We start from the raw sequence: 17,521 nt of genomic DNA, 5'->3' as shown, positions 1-17,521 counted from the left end.
GTCCTCATACGTGGAGTCCGCACTCTGTCTTGTCGAGCCCGGCCCAGCGGCCGGCCCTCGGGTCCTCGCCCGGCGCGACGCGCCGGGTGCACGGCAGGCAGCCGATCGAGGGGTACCCGTCGTTCAGCAGGGGGTTGAGGATCACCTGGTGCCTCGCGGCGTAGGCGAGCAGGTCGTCGAACGACCAGGCCGCGAGCGGGTTGATCTTCACGAGCCCGTTCTTCTCGTCGAACGTGACGAGGGGGGTGGTCGTGCGGGTCGGTGCCTCGTCGCGGCGCACCCCCGTCACCCAGACCTCGTAGCCGGCGAGCGTGCGGTGCAGCGGCTCGACCTTGCGCATCTGGCAGCACAGCACCGGGTCGCGCCCGAACAGGTCCTTGCCGTGCGCGGCGTCCTGCTCGGCCACCGTGAGCTCGGGCTTCACGTCCACGATCGTCACGTCCATCTGCTGCTCGACGGCGTCACGCGTGCCCACGGTCTCGGCGAAGTGGTATCCGGTGTCGAGGAACAGCACGTCGACCCAGGGGATCTGCTGCGCCACGACGTGCGGCAGCACGGCGTCGGCCATCGAGCACGCGACGGCGACGGACGTGCCGAACTCGCGCGCCGCCCAGGCGACGACCTGCTCGGCCGTCGCCTCGGGCCGGTCGTCGTCGCCGTCGTGGCCGGGCGTCCCCGCACCGTGCAGCTCTTCGGCGCCACGGCGCGCGATCTCGCGCAGCTCGTCGAGCGCGCGCTTCTCGCGGCCGTGCCCTTCCGGCCCCGCCTGTCGCGCCCGCTCGGCGTGGTGCGCGGCCTTGGCGGCCTCGCGCTGCTCGGCCTTCGCGCGCGCCGCGGCACGCAGCGCGGCCAACGGGTCCTGCGTCGTCTGCTCGCTCACCTCAGCGCCTCCTCGTCGGACCGGTGCGCCCACTCGGCGAAGGTCTCGGTGCCGTCCTTGTCGGTCTCGTACCGGCGCACGAGCCGCTCGACGTAGTCGGGCAGGTCCGTCGCGGTGACCTTGAGCCCGCGCACGGTGCGGCCCATCCCGGCCTCCTCGCGGTCGTCCGAGGCCAGCCCGCCGCCCAGGTGCACCTGGAAGCCGGGCACCTGCTCGCCGGCGTCGTCCATGACGAGCTGGCCCTTGAGCCCGATGTCCGCGGTCTGGATGCGCGCGCACGAGTTGGGGCAGCCGTTGACGTGCAACGACAGCGGCTTCATGCCGGACAGGTCGCCGAGGCGCTTCTCGAGCTCGTCGATCGTCGCGGTCGCGGTGTCCTTGGTGTCGACGATCGCGAGCTTGCAGTACTCGATGCCGGTGCACGCGATGGTGCTGCGGCGGAACGGGCTGGGGTTCGCGTCGAGGCCGTTGGCCTCGAGGGTCGACACGACGTGCTCGACGTCCGCGTCCGGGACGTCGAGGACCAGGAGCTTCTGGTGCGGGGTGAGCCGCACGCGCCGCGAGCCGACGGACTCGGCCAGGTCGGCGACGTGTCCGAGGATCTGGCCGGACACGCGCCCGACGTACGGCGCCGCGCCGATGTAGTTGCGCCCGTCCTTCTGCTTGTGCACGCCGATGTGGTCGCCGGGCACGGATGGCTTGGGCGCGGGCGGACCGTCCGCGAGGCGGTAGCCGAGGTACTCGGTCTCGAGGACCTCACGGAATCTCTCCGGACCCCAGTCCGCGAGCAGGAACTTCAGGCGCGCCTTGTTGCGCAGTCGCCGGTACCCGTAGTCGCGGAAGATCTGGACGACCCCGTGCCAGACGTCGGGGACCTGCTCCTCGGTGCAGAACGCGCCCAGGCGCTCGCCGAGGCGCGGGTTGGCCGAGAGCCCGCCGCCGACCCACACGTCGAACCCGATCCCGAGCTCGGGGTGATCGTGCGCGACGAAGGCCACGTCGTTGATCTCGTGGACCACGTCCTGGCTCGGGTGCCCGGTCAGCGCGGTCTTGAACTTGCGCGGCAGGTTCGCGAGCTCGGGGACGCCGATGTACTTCTCGGTGATACCGGCGACGGCGGGCCCGATGTCGATGAGCTCGTCGGCGGCGATGCCGGCGACGGGGCTGCCGAGCACGACGCGCGGGACGTCGCCGCACGCCTCGGTGGTCTGCAGCCCGACGGACTCCAACCGGCGCCAGATCTCCGGGACGTTCTCGACCTCGATCCAGTGGAGCTGGATGTTCTGGCGGTCGGTGATGTCGGCGGAGTCGCGGCCGAAGTCCTTGGAGATGTCCGCGATCACGCGCAGCTGCTCGGTCGTGAGCGCACCGCCGTCGATGCGGACCCGGAGCATGAAGTACCGGTCCTCGAGCTCGTGCGGCTCGAGCGTCGCGGTCTTGCCGCCGTCGATCCCGGGCTTGCGCTGCGTGTACAACCCCCACCAGCGGAAGCGCCCGTGCAGGTCGTCGTCGGTGATCGAGTCGAAGCCCTCGCGGGCGTAGGTCGTCTCGATGCGCTCGCGGACGGACAGCCCGCCGTCCTCCTGCTTCCACTTCTCGTTGCCGTTGAGCGGCTCGGTGCCGTCGACCTTCCACTGCCCGTTCGGGCGGGGGGCCCGAGCGGGCCGGGCGGGACGCTCTCCGGCGCCCCGGGCAGGGGCTTCGGGCCGGGCCGTGGCGCTCGTGGCGCCGTCGGCCGCAGACGTGACCTGCGTCATCGGTGTTCCTCGTGTCCTCGTTCGGTGGCGGGGACGCGCGACGACGAGCGCTCAGCGGCGGTATGAGGAGCTGAGGGCCGACGGCGCGCGCCGGTTCTCAGGGGAGGCGAGCCGTGGGCTCGGGCTGAGTCGGGCGCGGTTCAGCGACAACAGCTGAGACACGTGTGCACACGCGCCGGCATCTCGTGACGCGGGGTCACGAGGGCGGGGCGGGCTGCCGTGGTCATGCCCAGAACGGTACACGCGGTTCCCGCGGCTCGGAAGGACGCGTCCGCATGCCGGACGAGCGTCTCGACGTGCGTCCGGGTGTCGGCCCACGTCGGCGGGCGAAGATCTCAGCGTCGCGGTTTACTGACGCGGACGTCAGCAAATACCATGGCGCCCATGGAATTCCTCTACAACGTCTTCGTCGCGCTGCACTTCATCGGCTGGGCCATCGTGCTCGGCGGCTATATCGCCTCGATCAAGGCCCCCGGTCTCTCCAAGGGCGTGTTCCATGGCGCGCTCACCGCGCTCGTCGCGGGCATCGTCATGGTGGGGATCGGCGAGGCGTCCCTCTGGGGCGACGGGGGACCGGACATGGCCAAGATCGGGGTCAAGCTCGTGATCGCCCTGATCATCGCCGTGCTCGCCCTCGTCGCGAAGCGCCAGGGCGACAAGGCGTCCGACGGCGCCGTCGCCCCGGGCGTCAAGCACGCCATCGGTGGGCTCACCGTCGTCAACATCCTGGTCGCGGTGTTCTGGGGCTGACCCCTCGGCCCACCGGCCTCGCGCTCCGCCGCTGACGTGCGAAGGTTGCGCTCGTGAGCGTGGGTGGAGAGGTCCTCGTCGGGCTGGCGATCCTGGTGGGGCTGGTCGGGATCGTCGTGCAGGTGCTGCCGGGGAACGTCCTGGTGCTCGGCGCGGTCCTCGTCTGGGCGATCGTCACGGGCGGCCCGACGGCGTGGGTGGCGTTCTCCGTCGCCGCACTGTTCGTCGTGGCCGCAGAGGTCGCGCAGTACGTCCTCGCCGGCCGGCACATGCGGCGCGCGGAGGTCCCCTGGTCGACGCTCGTGTGGGGCGGGATCGCGGGGGTCGTCGGTTTCTTCGTGATCCCCGTGATCGGGCTGTTCATCGGGTTCGTGCTCGCGGTCTTCGTCGCCGAGCTGGTCCGCCGCCGCGACCGCCGTGCCGCGTGGCGCGCGACCGTCGCGGCGATGCAGGCGACCGGGATCACGATCCTCGTCCAGCTCCTCGGGGGTCTTCTCGCGGCCGCGGCGTGGGGCCTCGGGCTCGCGCTGACCTGACGACCAGTGTCGGTCGCGAACCGTAGGCTGGGACGGTTATGGCATCGCTCTTCGAGAACCTCCCGCTCCCCGGCCTCGACACGCTGTTCGACGGCCCGCGCGTCGACCACGGCGGCGAGGCGCGCCTGCCCACGACGGCACCGCGCTGGACCGACGACCCTGCGGCGCCGTCGTCGGGCACGTCGGCCGCCCCTGCTGGTGAGCAGCGCCGCGGACGGTACGCGCACATCGACCCCGACGCGCTGCTCGACGGGCTCAACCCGCAGCAGCGCGAGGCGGTCGTGCACGCGGGCGGACCGCTGCTGATCGTCGCGGGCGCGGGGTCGGGCAAGACGCGCGTGCTCACGCACCGGATCGCGCACCTGCTCGCGACCGGCCGGGCGCGGTCCGGGCAGGTCCTCGCGATCACGTTCACCAACAAGGCCGCCGCGGAGATGCGCGAGCGCGTCGTCCAGCTCGTCGGCCCGGCCGGCCAGAGCATGTGGGTCTCGACCTTCCACTCGGCGTGCACCCGGATCCTGCGGCGCGAGGCCACGACGCTCGGGCTGCGGTCGAGCTTCTCCATCTACGACGCCGCGGACTCGCAGCGGCTGGTCACGCTCGTCACGCGCGAGCTCGACCTGGACCCCAAGAAGTACCCGGCGCGCTCGCTCGCGAACAAGATCTCCGACCTCAAGAACGAGCTGGTCGACCCCGAGACGTACGCGCGCGAGTCCGGTGCGCGCGCGACGGACGAGGGACTCGTGGCACGGGGGGCGACGGTCCCCGAGTTCGACCAGGTCCTCGCCGACGTCTACACGCGCTACCAGTCGCGGCTGGTCGCGGCGAGCGCGCTCGACTTCGACGACATCATCATGACGACGGTCAACCTGCTCCAGGCGTTCCCCGCCGTGGCCGAGCACTACCGCCGCCGGTTCCGCCACGTGCTCGTCGACGAGTACCAGGACACCAACCACGCGCAGTACGTGCTGGTGCGCGAGCTCGCCGGCGTCGGCACGGGCTCGGCGGCGACGCACGCCGAGACGAGCGGCACGGGCCAGGCGCAGGTCCCGGCGCTCGACCCCGCCGAGCTCACCGTCGTCGGCGACGCCGACCAGTCGATCTACGCGTTCCGCGGCGCCACGATCCGCAACATCCTCGAGTTCGAGGCCGACTACCCCGACGCGCGCACGATCATGCTCGAGCAGAACTACCGCTCGACCCAGAACATCCTCTCCGCCGCCAACGCCGTGATCTCGCGCAACCCCGAGCGCAAGCCGAAGCGGCTGTGGACCGACTCGGGCGAGGGCGCGAAGATCATCGGCTACGTCGCCGACAACGAGCACGAGGAGGCGCGGTTCGTCGCGCAGGAGATCGACCGCCTCGGCGACACCGCCGCCGTGCGCCCCGGCGACGTCGCGGTCTTCTACCGCACCAACGCCCAGTCCCGCGCGCTCGAGGAGGTGCTGATCCGCGTCGGCCTGCCCTACAAGGTCGTCGGGGGCACGCGCTTCTACGAGCGCCGCGAGGTCAAGGACGCCGTCGCGTACCTGCGCGCCCTCGACAACCTGGACGACGACGTCAACCTCCGCCGGGTCCTCAACGTGCCCAAGCGGGGGCTGGGGGACCGGGCCGAGGGCTCCGTCGCGGCGCTCGCCGACCGCGAACGGATCTCGTTCGGCGCCGCGCTCGACCGGATCGACGAGATCCCCGGGCTGACGAACCGGACGCTCAACCCGCTGCGCGCGTTCGCCGGCCTCATGGCCGGTCTGCGCGAGCTCGCGGCGTCGGGCGCGTCGCCGGGCGAGGTTCTCGGGGCCGTGCTGGACCGCACCGGGTACCTGGCCGAGCTGCGCGCGAGCGACGACCCGCAGGACGCGACGCGCGTCGAGAACCTGGCCGAGCTGCACGCGGTCGCGACCGAGTTCACCGAGCTCGAGCCCGAGGGCACGCTGTCCGACTTCCTCGAGCGCGTCTCGCTCGTCGCCGACGCGGACCAGATCCCCGCGTCGGACACCGTCGACGGCGCCGAGGACGACCCGGACGACGAGCCGCGCGAGGACCCCGGCGTCGTCACCCTCATGACGCTGCACACCGCGAAGGGCCTGGAGTTCCCCGTGGTCTTCCTGACCGGCATGGAAGACGGCACGTTCCCGCACATGCGGTCCCTGCACGACGACGCCGAGCTCTCGGAGGAGCGACGCCTCGCGTACGTGGGCATCACCCGGGCTCGCGAGCGCCTCTACGTCTCACGCTCGGCCGTCCGGTCCGCGTGGGGGATGGCGAACGAGTTCCCGCCGAGCCGGTTCCTCGACGAGATCCCCGAAGAGCTGTGGGACTGGCGGCGGCGCGAGTCGAGCATGCAGACGCTGCGGGCCGGGGGCCGCGTCTGGGGTCGGGAGCCGCGTGCCGGTGGCTCCCGCCAGGCCCGCCACGACCCGTCGCCGTCCCCTCGACCTCGCTCCGCCTCCGGCGCCGGTCCGACCGGAGCGACGTTCGGGTCGGCGACGCCGCGCAAGGACGCCGACGTGCCGAGTCTCGCGGTCGGCGACAAGGTCACGCACGACGCGTACGGGCTCGGGACGGTCGTGATGCTCGAGGGCGCAGGGCCGAACGCGGTCGCGAAGATCGACTTCGGTGCCGACGGGACCAAGCGGCTGCTGCTGCGGTACTCGCCCGTGACGAAGCTCTAGGCCCGATCGCGCACCGCGCCGTCCGGCGCGCCTCCACCGGCCGGGCGGGGGCGTGACCGTAGCGTGGTCGGGTCGGCACGGAGGGCCGCGCACCCGCGACCGTCGGACGCCCGCGAGCTCGCGCGCCGACCGGGAGGTCACGTGCTCCTCGAGGACCGGGCACCGGTCGCGCCCGACCGTGCCCGTGCCGCGCGCCGACCGCCGGCCCGGCCGGCGACGCACCGCCAACGCACGGGGGACCCTCGGGACAACGCCCGGATCGCCGGCCTCGACGGGCTGCGCTCCCTCGCCGTGCTCGCGGTCGTGGTCCACCACGCCTGGCCGGGGGTGCTGCCGGGTGGGTTCCTCGGCGTCGACGTGTTCTTCGTCGTCAGCGGCTTCCTCATCACGACGCTCCTGCTGCGCGAGATGGGCCGCGACCGGCGTATCAGGTTGCCCGAGTTCTGGCGCCGTCGCGCTCGGCGGCTGCTCCCCGCGCTCGCCGTCGTGGTCGTGGTCTCGGTCGTCGCGGCGCGGTTCGTCGAGCCCGACCTCCTGGTGGGCGCCGGGTGGCAGGTGCTCGGTGCGTCGACGTTCTCCTACAACTGGCTCGCCGTCGCGGGCGGGTCGAGCTACTTCGACCAGACCGCGCCGCATCTCCTCACGCCGTTCTGGTCCCTCGCGATCGAGGAGCAGTTCTACCTCGCGTGGCCGGTGCTGCTGGTCGCGCTCGTCGTGCTCGTCCCGACGTGGCGGGCGCGGCTCCTCGTGGTGCTCGGGGCCGCCGTCACGTCCGCCGTCGCCATGGCGGTGCGGTACCAGCCCGGCGAGGACCCGACGCGCGTCTACTACGGCACGGACACGCACGTCGTCGGGCTGCTGCTCGGGGTCGCCGGCGCGTTCTGGTGGTTCGGCCGACGCACGGGCGAGCCGCTGCCGCGGGCCCTGCGCTCGGGGACCGCGCCCGTGGCAGCGCTCGCGGCCCTCGCCGTCCTCATGCTGGTGCTGCAGCCCGACGACCCCGTGGTCTACCGGGGAGGGATCGTGCTCGGCAGCGCGCTCGCCCTGGTGGCCGTGCTCGGCTGCACGGTGGGCCGCGACAGCGGCTGCGTGCGGATGCTCGACACCCGCCCGGCACGGTGGGTCGGTGCACGCTCCTACGGCATCTACCTGTGGCACTGGCCGGTGCTGCTGGTCGTCGCGGCCGGGCTCGCACCGGGCAGCGGTCGCGCGGCGGGGTGGGCGGTCCCGCTCGTGGCGGTCGCGGCGACCGTGGCGCTCGCGGCGGCGTCCTACCGCTGGGTCGAGACCCCCGTCCGCCGGGACGGCCTGCGCGCGACCGCGCGGCGCGCGAGAGACGCGGTGCGGGGTTCCCGGCCGACGGCGGCGCGCGCGGTCGTGGGGGCGGGGTGCCTCGCGGTCGTGCTCGCGCTCGTCTCGGTCGTCGGCGCACCGCGGGTCTCGCAGGCGCAGCTCTCGGTCGAGCAAGGGCTCGCCGCCGTCCACGCGCAGGAACGGCCGGCGGGCGAGGCCGCGGCCACCGCGGCGCGTGATCCCGGCACGACGGAGGGCGAGGCGTCGACGGCGACGGCCGCTCCTCGATCAGGGGACGAGATCAGCGCGTACGGGGACTCGGTGCTCTCCGGCGCGGCCCCGGCGGTGCTCGACCGGTTCGAGGGGATCGCCATCGACGCGAAGCCGATCCGCAAGTGGCTCGACGCGCCGGCCATCGTGCGCTCGGACGAGCGCGCCGGAGCGCTGCGGCCCGTCGTGGTGCTGAACTTCGGTACCAACGGCGGGTTCCAGTTCGACGGCTCCGAGGACGCGCTGCGCGAGACGCTGGACGTCATCGGCCCGGACCGGCGCGTCGTCCTCGTCGACACGGTCGGCGTGAGCCGGTGGGTGCCGGCGGCGAACGAACGGCTCGGCGAGATCGCGGCCGAGCGCCCGAACGTGGTGGTCGCGCACTGGCACGCGGCCGTCGAGGGCCACCCGGACCTGCTGCACCCGGACCTCACCCATCCCACCGTCGAGGGCACCGGGGTGTACGCAGACGTGCTCGAGGACGCGCTCGCCGCGCTGCCGCCGGGCTGAACCTCTGGCGGGCGGGGCGGGTCCGGCCCTCGCCGGCCCGCGGTCAGGACGCGGTGCGCCGAGGATCGTGCAGCGCGTCCCGCAGCGCACCGGCGTCGGTGCCGGCGTCGCGGAGCGCAGAGTCGAGCACGCGGCGCGCGCTCGTGCCGTCCGCGCGCAGCAGTGCGAGGAGGACGTGGCCGGAGTCGATGGAGCGCGATCCCTCGTGGATCGCCTCGCGCAGCGCCAGCTCGAGCGTCCTCTTGGCGTCGTGGGTGAACGGCACGTGCCCCCGGCGCGGCCTGTCCGCGACGCGGTCGAGCGCGCCGTCGCCGAAGGCTGCGTCGGTGCGAGCCCGCACCGTGGCGAGGTCGATGCCGATCGCGGCGAGCGCCTGGTCGTCCAGCACGTCGCCGCCGGCTGACGGCTCGGCCAGCCGCTCGACCGCCGAGGGCGCGATGCCGAGGTCCGTCAGCGCACGCACGGCGCGGGTGCCCGGCTGCTCAGCGAGCGCGAGCAGCAGGTGCACGGTGTCGATCGACGGGGCTCCGCGGCGGCGGGCCGCCGTCTGGGCGTCGACGACGACGGCACGGGCGTCGGCGGAGAAGCGCTCGAACATGGTCATGACCTCCTGGTGCTGCGGGACGATCCGTACTTCTTGTGCGCCGCCTGGCGCGTGACCCCGAGGCGCTCGGCGATCTCCTGCCACGACCACCCCTGCTCCCGCGCGCTCGCGACCTGGAGCGCCTCGAGCCGTTCCGCGAGCACGCGCAGGGAGCGGACGGCGCGCAGCCCTGCGTCGGGGTCGGCGCCGCTCGCGGCGTCCAGGTCGAGAAGATCCATGGCGTCAATGTACGTTGACAGCGTGCATCCGTCAACTGTGGTTGACGGACGTGCTCGTGCGTGGAGAGGGCTCGGGCGTCTCCGGTACGCTCTGCCGGGCCCGAGGCCCTCGCCTCCGTCATGCCCCGCGGGCCGAGCAGGGAGATTCGATGTCACGCCACCGTTCACTGAGGACGCCCGTCGCGCTCGGCGGCGCGCTGGTGCTCGTCGCGACGCTCGGCGCGTGCGGCATCGAGGTCCCGCGCCCCACGCCCCCGACGGTCGCACCCGCGGCCCCGTCGCAGACGGTCGACCCGGCCCCCGTCGAGCTCCAGGCAGACGTCCTCGGCGTCCCGGTCGACCTGAGCATCGGTCCGCTCGCGATCGACGGCGACCTCGGGGTCCTGCGGGTCGGGGCCCACACGACGGGCGAGGGCAACGTCCGGGTGCGGGAGGCCTTCACCAACGTCTCGGTGAGCGACGAGTCGGCGTTCGACGGTCTGCGGCTCGTCGACCTCGAGGGTGGCACCGTCCGGGAGGCCGCGTACACCGCCGAGGGCGAGGTCGTCGGCAGCGTCGGCGACAACGACATCATCGAGAACGGTCGCGAGCCCGTGCTGGGGTACGTCGCGTTCGACGCTCCGGACACCCCGACGACCGACGTCCTGGTCCCGCACGTCGGCCTGGTGGAGGACGTGCCGGTCGTCGATGCTGCGAAGGTCCCGGACCTGACCGTTCCCGTCGCCGACCTGACGGCTGAGGCGCCGGGCGACCTGCGCGTGCCGACGGCGTTCATCGAGACCTACATCGCCCAGGACGAGGGATCGGTGCGCACCCGGCGCTCGGCGGAGACGGTCACGCTCGACATCAGCTCCGACGTCCTGTTCGACGTCGACTCCGCCGAGCTCTCCGACGAGGCGGACGAGGCGTTCTGGGACGTGGACTTCCAGCTGATCAACGCGTCGAGCGGGGAGCTGCGCGTGATCGGGCACACCGACGACGTCGGCTCCGAGGAGGACAACCAGGAGCTGTCCGAGGCGCGCGCGCAGGCGGTCGCCGACCGGATGGACGTGCTGATCGACGACCTCGACCGGTTCGACGTGGTGGTCGAGGGCCGGGGAGAGTCGGACCCGCTGACCACCGAGGAGACCGACGAGGCCCGCGCGCTCAACCGTCGTGTGACCATCGAGCTCACCGGCCAGGGCACCGACGTCGTCCAGGAGTCGGTCACGCAGGAGACGGGCGAGGACGGCCTGCCCGTCGCCGAGGGACCGGTCGTCGAGGGCCTGGGCGGCGAGACGGTCGAGCACCTCGACGACCTCGGCCAGAAGCAGACCCTGGGTGTCGCGCTCCTCCGGGTCCACCGCGTGGGGAGCTACCTCGTCGGCGACCTGGAGGTCACCAACGAGGGCGAGAAGCCCGTGTACTCCACCGAGGTCCTGTCCTCGATCCAGGACGCCCGCGGCAACACGAGCGGGGACTGGCGGGGTGCGAACAACGTGACCCTGCTCGACGGCTCGCTGCGCACCTATCCCGTGGACTACCTCGGCGAGCCGGGTCTGTACACCTTCGACGGACGCAACGCCCTGGTCGACCAGTCCGTCGGGTCGCTCGAGCCCGGGCAGTCGTCGCGCCAGAGCGTGGTGTGGCCGGACACCGGGACGGACACGGTGACCGTCGACGTGCCCTACGGCTCGACCGAGTACGTGACCGGGAGCTCACCGGTCCGGTGGGTCGACGTCCCCGTCGAGGACTGACGCCAGGACAGGCGCTGCGAGCGTCCCGGGGTGCAGGCGTGACCAACGGAACACGCGCCGCCGGGCCCCGGCGCCCGTCCGGAGGTGTTCGCGGACGCCCGTGAGGCTACGCTGTACGGGGATGTCTTGACGTCGAGACATCGGCCATGCCGCACACGGCGCATCCAACGGAAGGACGCAGCAGGGTGGACCTGTTCGAATACCAGGCGCGCGACATCTTCGAGAAGCACGGCGTGCCCGTGCTGGGCGGGGTCGTCGCGACGACACCCGACGAAGCGCGCGCAGGCGCGGAGGAACTGATCGGCGGCGGACCGGACGGTGTGGTCGTCGTCAAGGCTCAGGTGAAGACCGGTGGTCGTGGCAAGGCCGGCGGCGTGAAGCTCGCCCACTCCCCGGCCGAGGCGCAGGAGAAGGCGGCCGAGATCCTCGGCATGGACATCAAGGGCCACACGGTCCACCGCGTGATGATCGCGCAGGGTGCCAAGATCGCGGAGGAGTTCTACTTCTCCGTCCTGCTGGACCGGTCGAACCGCAACTACCTCGCCATGTGCTCCGTCGAGGGCGGCGTGGAGATCGAGCAGCTCGCGGTCGAGCGCCCCGACGCGCTCGCCAAGGTCGCCGTCGACCCCATCGTCGGCATCGACGAGGCGAAGGCGTTCGAGATCGTCGAGACGGCCGGCTTCGCCGAGGACCTCAAGGCCCCGGTCGCGTCGGTCATCCGCTCGCTGTGGACCGTGTTCACCGAGGAGGACGCGACGCTCGTCGAGGTGAACCCGCTGGTCCGCACCGAGGACGGGCAGATCGTCGCGCTCGACGGCAAGGTCACGCTCGACGAGAACGCGTCCGAGGTGCGTCACCCGGAGCACGCGGAGCTCGAGGACAAGGAGGCGGCCGACCCGCTCGAGGCCAAGGCCAAGGCGAACGGCCTCAACTACGTGAAGCTCGACGGCGAGGTCGGCATCATCGGCAACGGCGCGGGACTCGTCATGAGCACCCTCGACGTCGTCGCCTATGCCGGCGAGGCGCACGGCGGCGTCAAGCCCGCCAACTTCCTCGACATCGGCGGCGGCGCGAACGCGAAGGTCATGGCCAACGGGCTCGACGTCATCCTGAACGACCCGCAGGTGAAGGCGGTGTTCGTGAACGTGTTCGGCGGCATCACCGCGTGCGACGAGGTCGCGAACGGCATCGTCGGCGCGCTGGAGATCCTCGGCGCCGAGGCCACCAAGCCCCTGGTCGTGCGCCTCGACGGCAACAACGTCGCGCTCGGCCGTCAGATCCTGGCCGACGCGGCACACCCGCTCGTGACCCTGGCCGAGACGATGGACGGCGGCGCCGACAAGGCGGCCGAGCTGGCCCACGCCGCCGCGACCGCCTGATCGCCCGAGACGTCGAAAGCTGAGACAGAGAACACCATGTCGATCTACCTGAACTCCGACTCGAAGATCATCGTCCAGGGCATCACCGGCGGGATGGGTGCCAAGCACACCGCCCTGATGCTCGACTCCGGCGCGCAGATCGTGGGTGGCGTCAACGCCCGCAAGGCCGGCACGACGGTCACGCACAAGAACCACGAGGGCGACGACGTCACGCTGCCGGTCTTCGGCACCGTCAAGGAGGCCATGGCCGAGACCGGGGCGAACGTCTCCGTGCTCTTCGTGCCCCCGGCCTTCACCAAGGACGCGGCGATCGAGGCCGTGGACGCCGAGATGCCGCTCATCGTGGTCATCACCGAGGGCGTGCCCGTCCAGGACTCCGCCGAGGTCTGGGCCTACCTGCAGGGCAGGAGCACCCGCATGATCGGCCCGAACTGCCCCGGCATCATCACGCCGGGCGAGTCGTTGGCCGGCATCACGCCGCACACCATCACGGGCAAGGGCCCCATCGGCCTCGTGTCGAAGTCGGGCACGCTGACCTACCAGATGATGTACGAGCTGAAGGACCTCGGGTTCTCCACCGCCATCGGCATCGGCGGCGACCCGATCGTCGGCACCACGCACATCGACGCGCTCGAGGCGTTCGAGAACGACCCCGAGACCCGGGCCATCGTGATGATCGGTGAGATCGGCGGCGACGCCGAGGAGCGTGCCGCGGCGTACATCGCCGAGCACGTCACCAAGCCGGTCGTCGGGTACGTCGCGGGCTTCACGGCCCCCGAGGGCAAGACGATGGGCCACGCCGGCGCGATCGTGTCCGGCTCCGCCGGTACCGCGCAGGCGAAGAAGGAGGCCCTCGAGGCCGTCGGCGTCAAGGTCGGCAAGACGCCGTCCGAGACCGCCGCGCTCATGCGCGAGATCCTCTCGGCCTGATCAGCCGCCCGACGGCGCCCGTCCCTCGCCGGGGCGGGCGCCGTCGTCGTGCGCGGTGCGGTCGGCGGAGCGAGCCGTGGGGGCACCCTCGGTGGCCAGCCAGGCATCGAGTCGTGCCCACTGGGCGTACAGCCACGCCGCGCGCTCGTCGTCGCCCGCCGGGAGGTCCACCCGGGGCGTGGACCACACCTTCATGGTGATCTTCTTGTCCATCGGCAGCTCGCGCCAGATGTCGCGCGGGGTGACGAGATCCTCGAGACCGGTGTGCGCGACGACGGCGACCCCGGTCGTCGGCGTCCCGTCCAGCGCCGCGAGGAACCCGCCGACGTGCGGCGCCATGACGTGCGGCATCTGCTCCGCGCGGTCCGCCAGGTGGTCCTCGCCGACGGCCCGCAGCGCGGCGATGCGCGCGTCGCGGCGTCGCGGCGTGACGTTGCCACCCTCGGGGAACAGCAGCAGTGCGGCGTCGGGCGCCATGCGCGCCGCGAGGTGCGCCACGGCGTCGGTGCCGGACGCCGCGCCCGCTCGTCGGCGCGAGCGCGGCACGACGAAGTACGCCGGGATCCGGTGCAGCAGCGCGTCGATGGCGGGGTCCCACTGCAGCGTGTCCTTGAGCACGACGCGCGGCTCGCGTCGGAACCGGTTGAGGATCCGGTCCATGATGATGAACGAGTCGCCCGGTCCCGCGTGGCGGCTGACGACCAGGACGGGTTCGTCGTCCAGCCCCGCGGCGTCGGACAGGTCCACCTCGATGCGCAGTCGCAGGGTCCACCGGACCTGCCAGAACAGCACCGAGAGCATCGCGCCCGCGAGCCGCACGTGCGCGCGCCGGAACGGTGCGCGCCGGACGGCCCACCCGAACCCGGACGCGACCCACAGCGCGAACAGTGCGACGACCGCGGCGGCGTCCCACAGGACGTAGAAGCACGCGATCCACACGGCGCGCACCACGCGCAGCCGTCCGGGCAGCGCCCAGCTCACCACGGCGGCGACGAAGACGACGAACAAGAAGCTCGTCGGGAGCAGCGCCACGGCGAGCAGCACGACCAGGGGCGCCACGACCAGGCGGCGCACCCACCTCGGCGGCGGCGCGACGTTCATCTGCTGCCGCCCGTCGAGTCCAGGGCGTCCAGGTACCTCGTCGACGCCGCGTACGAGGACGCCGCGCGGGCCCGGGTCGCGTCGAGGCGGCGCGACGAGCTGATCCTCTCGTCGCCCGCCAGGGGCCCGCCGCTCGGCAGCACGTGCACCGTGACGTCGTCGGGCACCTCGGCCAGCTCGCGCGCGAACCGGTGCCGACGCGAGATCTCGAACGTGACCTTCGCGACCTCGACGGCGTTGCGCGGCGGCCGCAGCTGCTCCTCGATCCGCCCGACCTGGAGCACCCAGATCGTGTCCGCGCCGCGCCGCACGGCCTCGCCCAGCGGGATGGAGGACACCACCCCGCCGTCCACGTAGTGCTCGCCGTCGATCCGCGTCGGCGGCAGCGCACCCGGGACGGACGCGGACGCGACGACCGCGTCCACGAGCGGGCCCGTGCTGAACCAGCGCTCTGCGGCGCGCTCGATCGAGGCCGCCGCCACGACGAGAGGCACCTCGAGGTCCGCGAAGGTCTCGCGCCGCCCGAGCACCTGGCGAAGCAGCGCGCGCAACGGCTCGGGGCTCGCGAGGTGCGTGCGGGTCCGCGCCAGCCGTCCCACCTGCCGGTACCACGCCTCGCCGTAGATCTGCGCCGCCACCGGCGAGGACCACGCCGACACGAGGCGGGGAACCACGGCCGGGGTGGGGTCGGCGGCGAGCGCAGCACCGTTGATGGCGCCGATCGACGTGCCGACGACGAGGTCGGGGGTGATGTCCCGTTCCAGGAGCGCACGCAGCATCCCGATCTCGACCGCGCCCCGTACGCCCCCACCTCCCAGCACGAACGCGGTGGTGCCGGGCCGGGTGGTCATGGCCCGATCGTACGGGCGCGCGTGCGCGTGGTCGCGGGCACACGCGGTCGACGGGCGCGCCGGGCCACCTCACCCGCACGCGGGACGCCATCGGGGACGATGTCACCCATGAGCACCACCAGCGCGACCCGCGCGGCACGCACGCGGACCGTCGAGGGCGTGCCGCCGGTCCCGCCGCCCCCGCCCGCGCGCCACCGCACGTCCGGAACCGTCGCGGCGTCGCAGGCGGCCGCGCTCTCGCTCGCCGTCGTCGTGCTGCCCGCCGTCGTCGCGTTCCTCGCGTCCTCGACGCAGTCCACCTCCGACGTCGGGTGGGGGCGGGCGGTCACCGTCGGCGCCGGGCTGTGGCTGCTCGGCCACGGCGTGCCGCTCGCGGCGACCGGGACGACGATCACCTTCGTCCCGCTCGGCCTGACGGCGCTCGCGCTGTTCTGCTGCTTCGCCTGCGCCCGGCGGTCCGCGCACACGTCCTGGCGCGCGTGGGGCGCCGGGGCCGTCACCTACGCGCTCCTCACCGCGGGCGTCGCGTTCCTCACCGGAGCGACTCCGAGCTGGGGCCTGGTCGCCGCGGCGCTCGGCGGGCTCGTCGTCGGCGGGGTCGGGTTGGGCGCCGGCCTCCTGGCGAGGCCGGACGCTCCGACGGTCGCCGCGCTCGCGTCGCGGACGGACCGGTGGCTGCCCCCGGCGTTCCGGCTCGGCCTGCGCGGGGGAGCGGTCGCGGTGGGTCTGCTCGTGGTCGCCTGCGCGCTGCTCACGGGAGCGTGGATCGTCGCCGGGCGCGCGACCTCGGGCGACGTCGTCACCGGGCTCGCCCCGGGCGTGATCGGTGGCGTCGTGCTCGCGGTCGCGCAGCTCGCCGTCCTGCCCGACCTGATGGCCTGGGCCGGTGCGTGGATCGTGGGGCCCGGGTTCACCGTCGGTACGGGAAGCAGCTTCACGACCGCGGGCTCGCAGTCGGGCGCGCTCCCGGCGGTCCCGTTGCTCGGTGCGCTGCCGGGCGACGACTGGGCCAACGCTCTGACACCGTGGGCACCCGCGCTCGTCGTCGTCCTGGGCGTGGTCGCCGGCGCGTTCGTCTGGCGGCGCGCGTCCGACGTCGCGCGCGGTCGCGCCCAGGTGCCGTGGTCCGCTCTCGCGCTCGCGTGGCTCGGGGTGGTGCTCGCGACGGGGGTGCTCGTCGGGTTGGCGGTGTGGGCGGCGAGCGGCGCCGTGGGGCCGGGTCGGCTCGCCTACGTCGGGGCCGACGCGTTGCTCGTCGGGCTGTTCGCGGCCGCCGAGGTGGGCGGCGGCGCGCTGCTCGCGCTCGGGGCGGGTCGGTTCGCGGTGCTCGGCCTCCCGGCCCGCTGGCGGGACCGTCGCGTCCGCACCGACGACCAGGACGTCTCAGCCGCGGGCTGAGCGGCCGCCGACCGGACCTCTCCCGGTCCCGCCGGCGGTGCTCACGGCGTGACGGTCCCGCCCCCGAGGCGCGTGGTCCAGTCCTCGATCCCCTGCGTACGTTCCGCGTCGCAGCGTGCGGTCGCGTCGACGGTGATCGCGCCGTCGAGGCACTCCTGGTACGCGGCCTCGACGTCCCACAGCAGCAGCGACGTGATCGACTGCAGCACGATCGTCGCGGACAGCGCGAGCCCCAGCGAGAGCGCGACGACGAGGAGGGGGCGCGTGCGCGCGCGTCGTGCCGCGACGATCGCCCGCACGCCCGCGACGATCGCCGCGACGGCGGCCAGCAGCGCGACGTCGCGCCACGGGAACGGCATCGTGCCCACGACCACCACCACGAGCAGGAGGAGGCCGAAGTGCAGGACGCGGCGCACCGCGACACGCGACGTCTCCGGGTCGGGCGGCCCGGGGGGAGCCGGCCGACCCGCAGGGGTCACGGGCTCCTGCTGGGGGCTCACCTGCGCCGGCGGGACGGGTGCGGGGGGACGCGGTGGCGCGTCCGGGTCTGGAGGGGAGTACGGGTTCCCCACGGCGTCTCCTCGGTCGGGGGGCGTGGTCGCGGTACATTCTCCCATCGGGGGACGGTGCTTCTTG

The 17,521-nt window shown here is 73.3% G+C and carries 15 protein-coding genes; 8 read left to right on the top strand and 7 right to left on the bottom strand.

The genetic code is table 11. The annotated features are described in order from the left end of the window. Positions 1 to 4: 4 nt before the first annotated feature. A complete protein-coding gene (locus IF651_RS04380) occupies positions 5 to 712 on the bottom strand; it encodes a phosphoadenylyl-sulfate reductase (RefSeq protein ID WP_338403772.1) in 708 nt (235 codons plus the stop codon). 164 nt (positions 713 to 876) lie between these two features. After that, a complete protein-coding gene (locus IF651_RS04375) occupies positions 877 to 2,637 on the bottom strand; it encodes a nitrite/sulfite reductase (protein WP_191827845.1) in 1,761 nt (586 codons plus the stop codon). A gap of 384 nt (positions 2,638 to 3,021) precedes the next feature. Here IF651_RS04375 and IF651_RS04370 point away from each other — a divergent pair, with 384 nt between their 5' ends. From IF651_RS04370 to IF651_RS04355, 4 genes are all read left to right on the top strand, one after another. Beyond that, positions 3,022 to 3,387, top strand: coding sequence for a hypothetical protein (locus IF651_RS04370; RefSeq protein ID WP_191827844.1), 366 nt, complete (start codon positions 3,022 to 3,024; stop codon positions 3,385 to 3,387). A 53-nt stretch (positions 3,388 to 3,440) separates the two neighbouring features. Continuing rightward, positions 3,441 to 3,923 carry a DUF456 family protein gene (locus IF651_RS04365; protein ID WP_191827843.1) on the top strand — a complete coding sequence of 161 codons (483 nt, stop codon included), beginning with the start codon at positions 3,441 to 3,443 and terminating at the stop codon, positions 3,921 to 3,923. 38 nt (positions 3,924 to 3,961) lie between these two features. Next, positions 3,962 to 6,595, top strand: a complete 2,634-nt coding sequence (gene pcrA, locus IF651_RS04360) for a DNA helicase PcrA (protein WP_191827842.1) — start codon at positions 3,962 to 3,964, stop codon at positions 6,593 to 6,595. A 141-nt stretch (positions 6,596 to 6,736) separates the two neighbouring features. Then, the gene (locus IF651_RS04355; protein ID WP_191827841.1) at positions 6,737 to 8,668 is read left to right on the top strand and encodes an acyltransferase family protein; all 1,932 of its coding nucleotides are present in this window, start codon (positions 6,737 to 6,739) and stop codon (positions 8,666 to 8,668) included. A gap of 43 nt (positions 8,669 to 8,711) precedes the next feature. On the opposite strand, the gene IF651_RS04350 is transcribed toward IF651_RS04355, so the two are convergent. Together IF651_RS04350 and IF651_RS04345 are read right to left on the bottom strand one after the other, a co-directional pair. Continuing rightward, positions 8,712 to 9,272: a Clp protease N-terminal domain-containing protein gene (locus tag IF651_RS04350; RefSeq protein WP_191827840.1), complete on the bottom strand. Its 561-nt coding sequence runs from the start codon at positions 9,270 to 9,272 to the stop codon at positions 8,712 to 8,714. Further along, a complete protein-coding gene (locus IF651_RS04345; protein ID WP_191827839.1) occupies positions 9,269 to 9,490 on the bottom strand; it encodes a helix-turn-helix domain-containing protein in 222 nt (73 codons plus the stop codon). Before IF651_RS04345 ends, IF651_RS04350 begins: the two co-directional genes overlap by 4 nt. Before the next feature lie 149 nt (positions 9,491 to 9,639). Here IF651_RS04345 and IF651_RS04340 point away from each other — a divergent pair, with 149 nt between their 5' ends. The 3 genes from IF651_RS04340 to sucD all read left to right on the top strand — a co-directional run bounded on the left by IF651_RS04340 (position 9,640) and on the right by sucD (position 13,535). Further along, a complete protein-coding gene (locus tag IF651_RS04340; RefSeq protein WP_191827838.1) occupies positions 9,640 to 11,226 on the top strand; it encodes an OmpA family protein in 1,587 nt (528 codons plus the stop codon). Between the two features lie 185 nt (positions 11,227 to 11,411). After that, a complete protein-coding gene (sucC, locus tag IF651_RS04335; RefSeq protein ID WP_191827837.1) occupies positions 11,412 to 12,605 on the top strand; it encodes an ADP-forming succinate--CoA ligase subunit beta in 1,194 nt (397 codons plus the stop codon). Positions 12,606 to 12,641: 36 nt separating this feature from the next. Further along, a complete protein-coding gene (sucD, locus tag IF651_RS04330; RefSeq protein ID WP_191827836.1) occupies positions 12,642 to 13,535 on the top strand; it encodes a succinate--CoA ligase subunit alpha in 894 nt (297 codons plus the stop codon). On the opposite strand, the gene IF651_RS04325 is transcribed toward sucD, so the two are convergent. Beyond that, positions 13,536 to 14,636, bottom strand: a complete 1,101-nt coding sequence (locus IF651_RS04325; protein WP_191827835.1) for a 1-acyl-sn-glycerol-3-phosphate acyltransferase — start codon at positions 14,634 to 14,636, stop codon at positions 13,536 to 13,538. Further along, positions 14,633 to 15,487, bottom strand: coding sequence for a patatin-like phospholipase family protein (locus IF651_RS04320; RefSeq protein WP_191827834.1), 855 nt, complete (start codon positions 15,485 to 15,487; stop codon positions 14,633 to 14,635). Before IF651_RS04320 ends, IF651_RS04325 begins: the two co-directional genes overlap by 4 nt. A 108-nt stretch (positions 15,488 to 15,595) precedes the next feature. Between IF651_RS04320 and IF651_RS04315 the strand changes: the two genes are divergently transcribed. Then, entirely contained in the window at positions 15,596 to 16,885 is a 1,290-nt protein-coding gene (locus tag IF651_RS04315; RefSeq protein WP_191827833.1) for a cell division protein PerM, read from the top strand. Positions 16,886 to 16,926: 41 nt separating this feature from the next. On the opposite strand, the gene IF651_RS04310 is transcribed toward IF651_RS04315, so the two are convergent. Next, on the bottom strand, positions 16,927 to 17,364 hold the full coding sequence (locus IF651_RS04310; protein WP_191827832.1) for a hypothetical protein: 438 nt from the start codon (positions 17,362 to 17,364) through the stop codon (positions 16,927 to 16,929). Between the last annotated feature and the right edge of the window lie 157 nt (positions 17,365 to 17,521).

This window comes from Cellulosimicrobium arenosum (assembly GCF_014837295.1).
GTDB lineage: Bacteria > Actinomycetota > Actinomycetes > Actinomycetales > Cellulomonadaceae > Cellulosimicrobium > Cellulosimicrobium arenosum.
The sequence above is the reverse complement of the archived record's forward strand: the minus strand, read 5'-3'. Positions and strand labels throughout refer to the sequence as shown.

What these genes read in the sequence shown, in the direction of transcription:
- IF651_RS04375 (WP_191827845.1), bottom strand. Translation starts at nt 2,637, where the DNA reads ATGACGCAGGTCACGTCTGCGGCCGACGGCGCCACGAGCGCCACGGCC.
- IF651_RS04370 (WP_191827844.1), top strand. Translation starts at nt 3,022, where the DNA reads ATGGAATTCCTCTACAACGTCTTCGTCGCGCTGCACTTCATCGGCTGG.
- pcrA (WP_191827842.1), top strand. Translation starts at nt 3,962, where the DNA reads ATGGCATCGCTCTTCGAGAACCTCCCGCTCCCCGGCCTCGACACGCTG.
- IF651_RS04350 (WP_191827840.1), bottom strand. Translation starts at nt 9,272, where the DNA reads ATGACCATGTTCGAGCGCTTCTCCGCCGACGCCCGTGCCGTCGTCGTC.
- IF651_RS04345 (WP_191827839.1), bottom strand. Translation starts at nt 9,490, where the DNA reads ATGGATCTTCTCGACCTGGACGCCGCGAGCGGCGCCGACCCCGACGCA.
- IF651_RS04340 (WP_191827838.1), top strand. Translation starts at nt 9,640, where the DNA reads ATGTCACGCCACCGTTCACTGAGGACGCCCGTCGCGCTCGGCGGCGCG.
- sucD (WP_191827836.1), top strand. Translation starts at nt 12,642, where the DNA reads ATGTCGATCTACCTGAACTCCGACTCGAAGATCATCGTCCAGGGCATC.
- IF651_RS04325 (WP_191827835.1), bottom strand. Translation starts at nt 14,636, where the DNA reads ATGAACGTCGCGCCGCCGCCGAGGTGGGTGCGCCGCCTGGTCGTGGCG.
- IF651_RS04320 (WP_191827834.1), bottom strand. Translation starts at nt 15,487, where the DNA reads ATGACCACCCGGCCCGGCACCACCGCGTTCGTGCTGGGAGGTGGGGGC.
- IF651_RS04315 (WP_191827833.1), top strand. Translation starts at nt 15,596, where the DNA reads ATGAGCACCACCAGCGCGACCCGCGCGGCACGCACGCGGACCGTCGAG.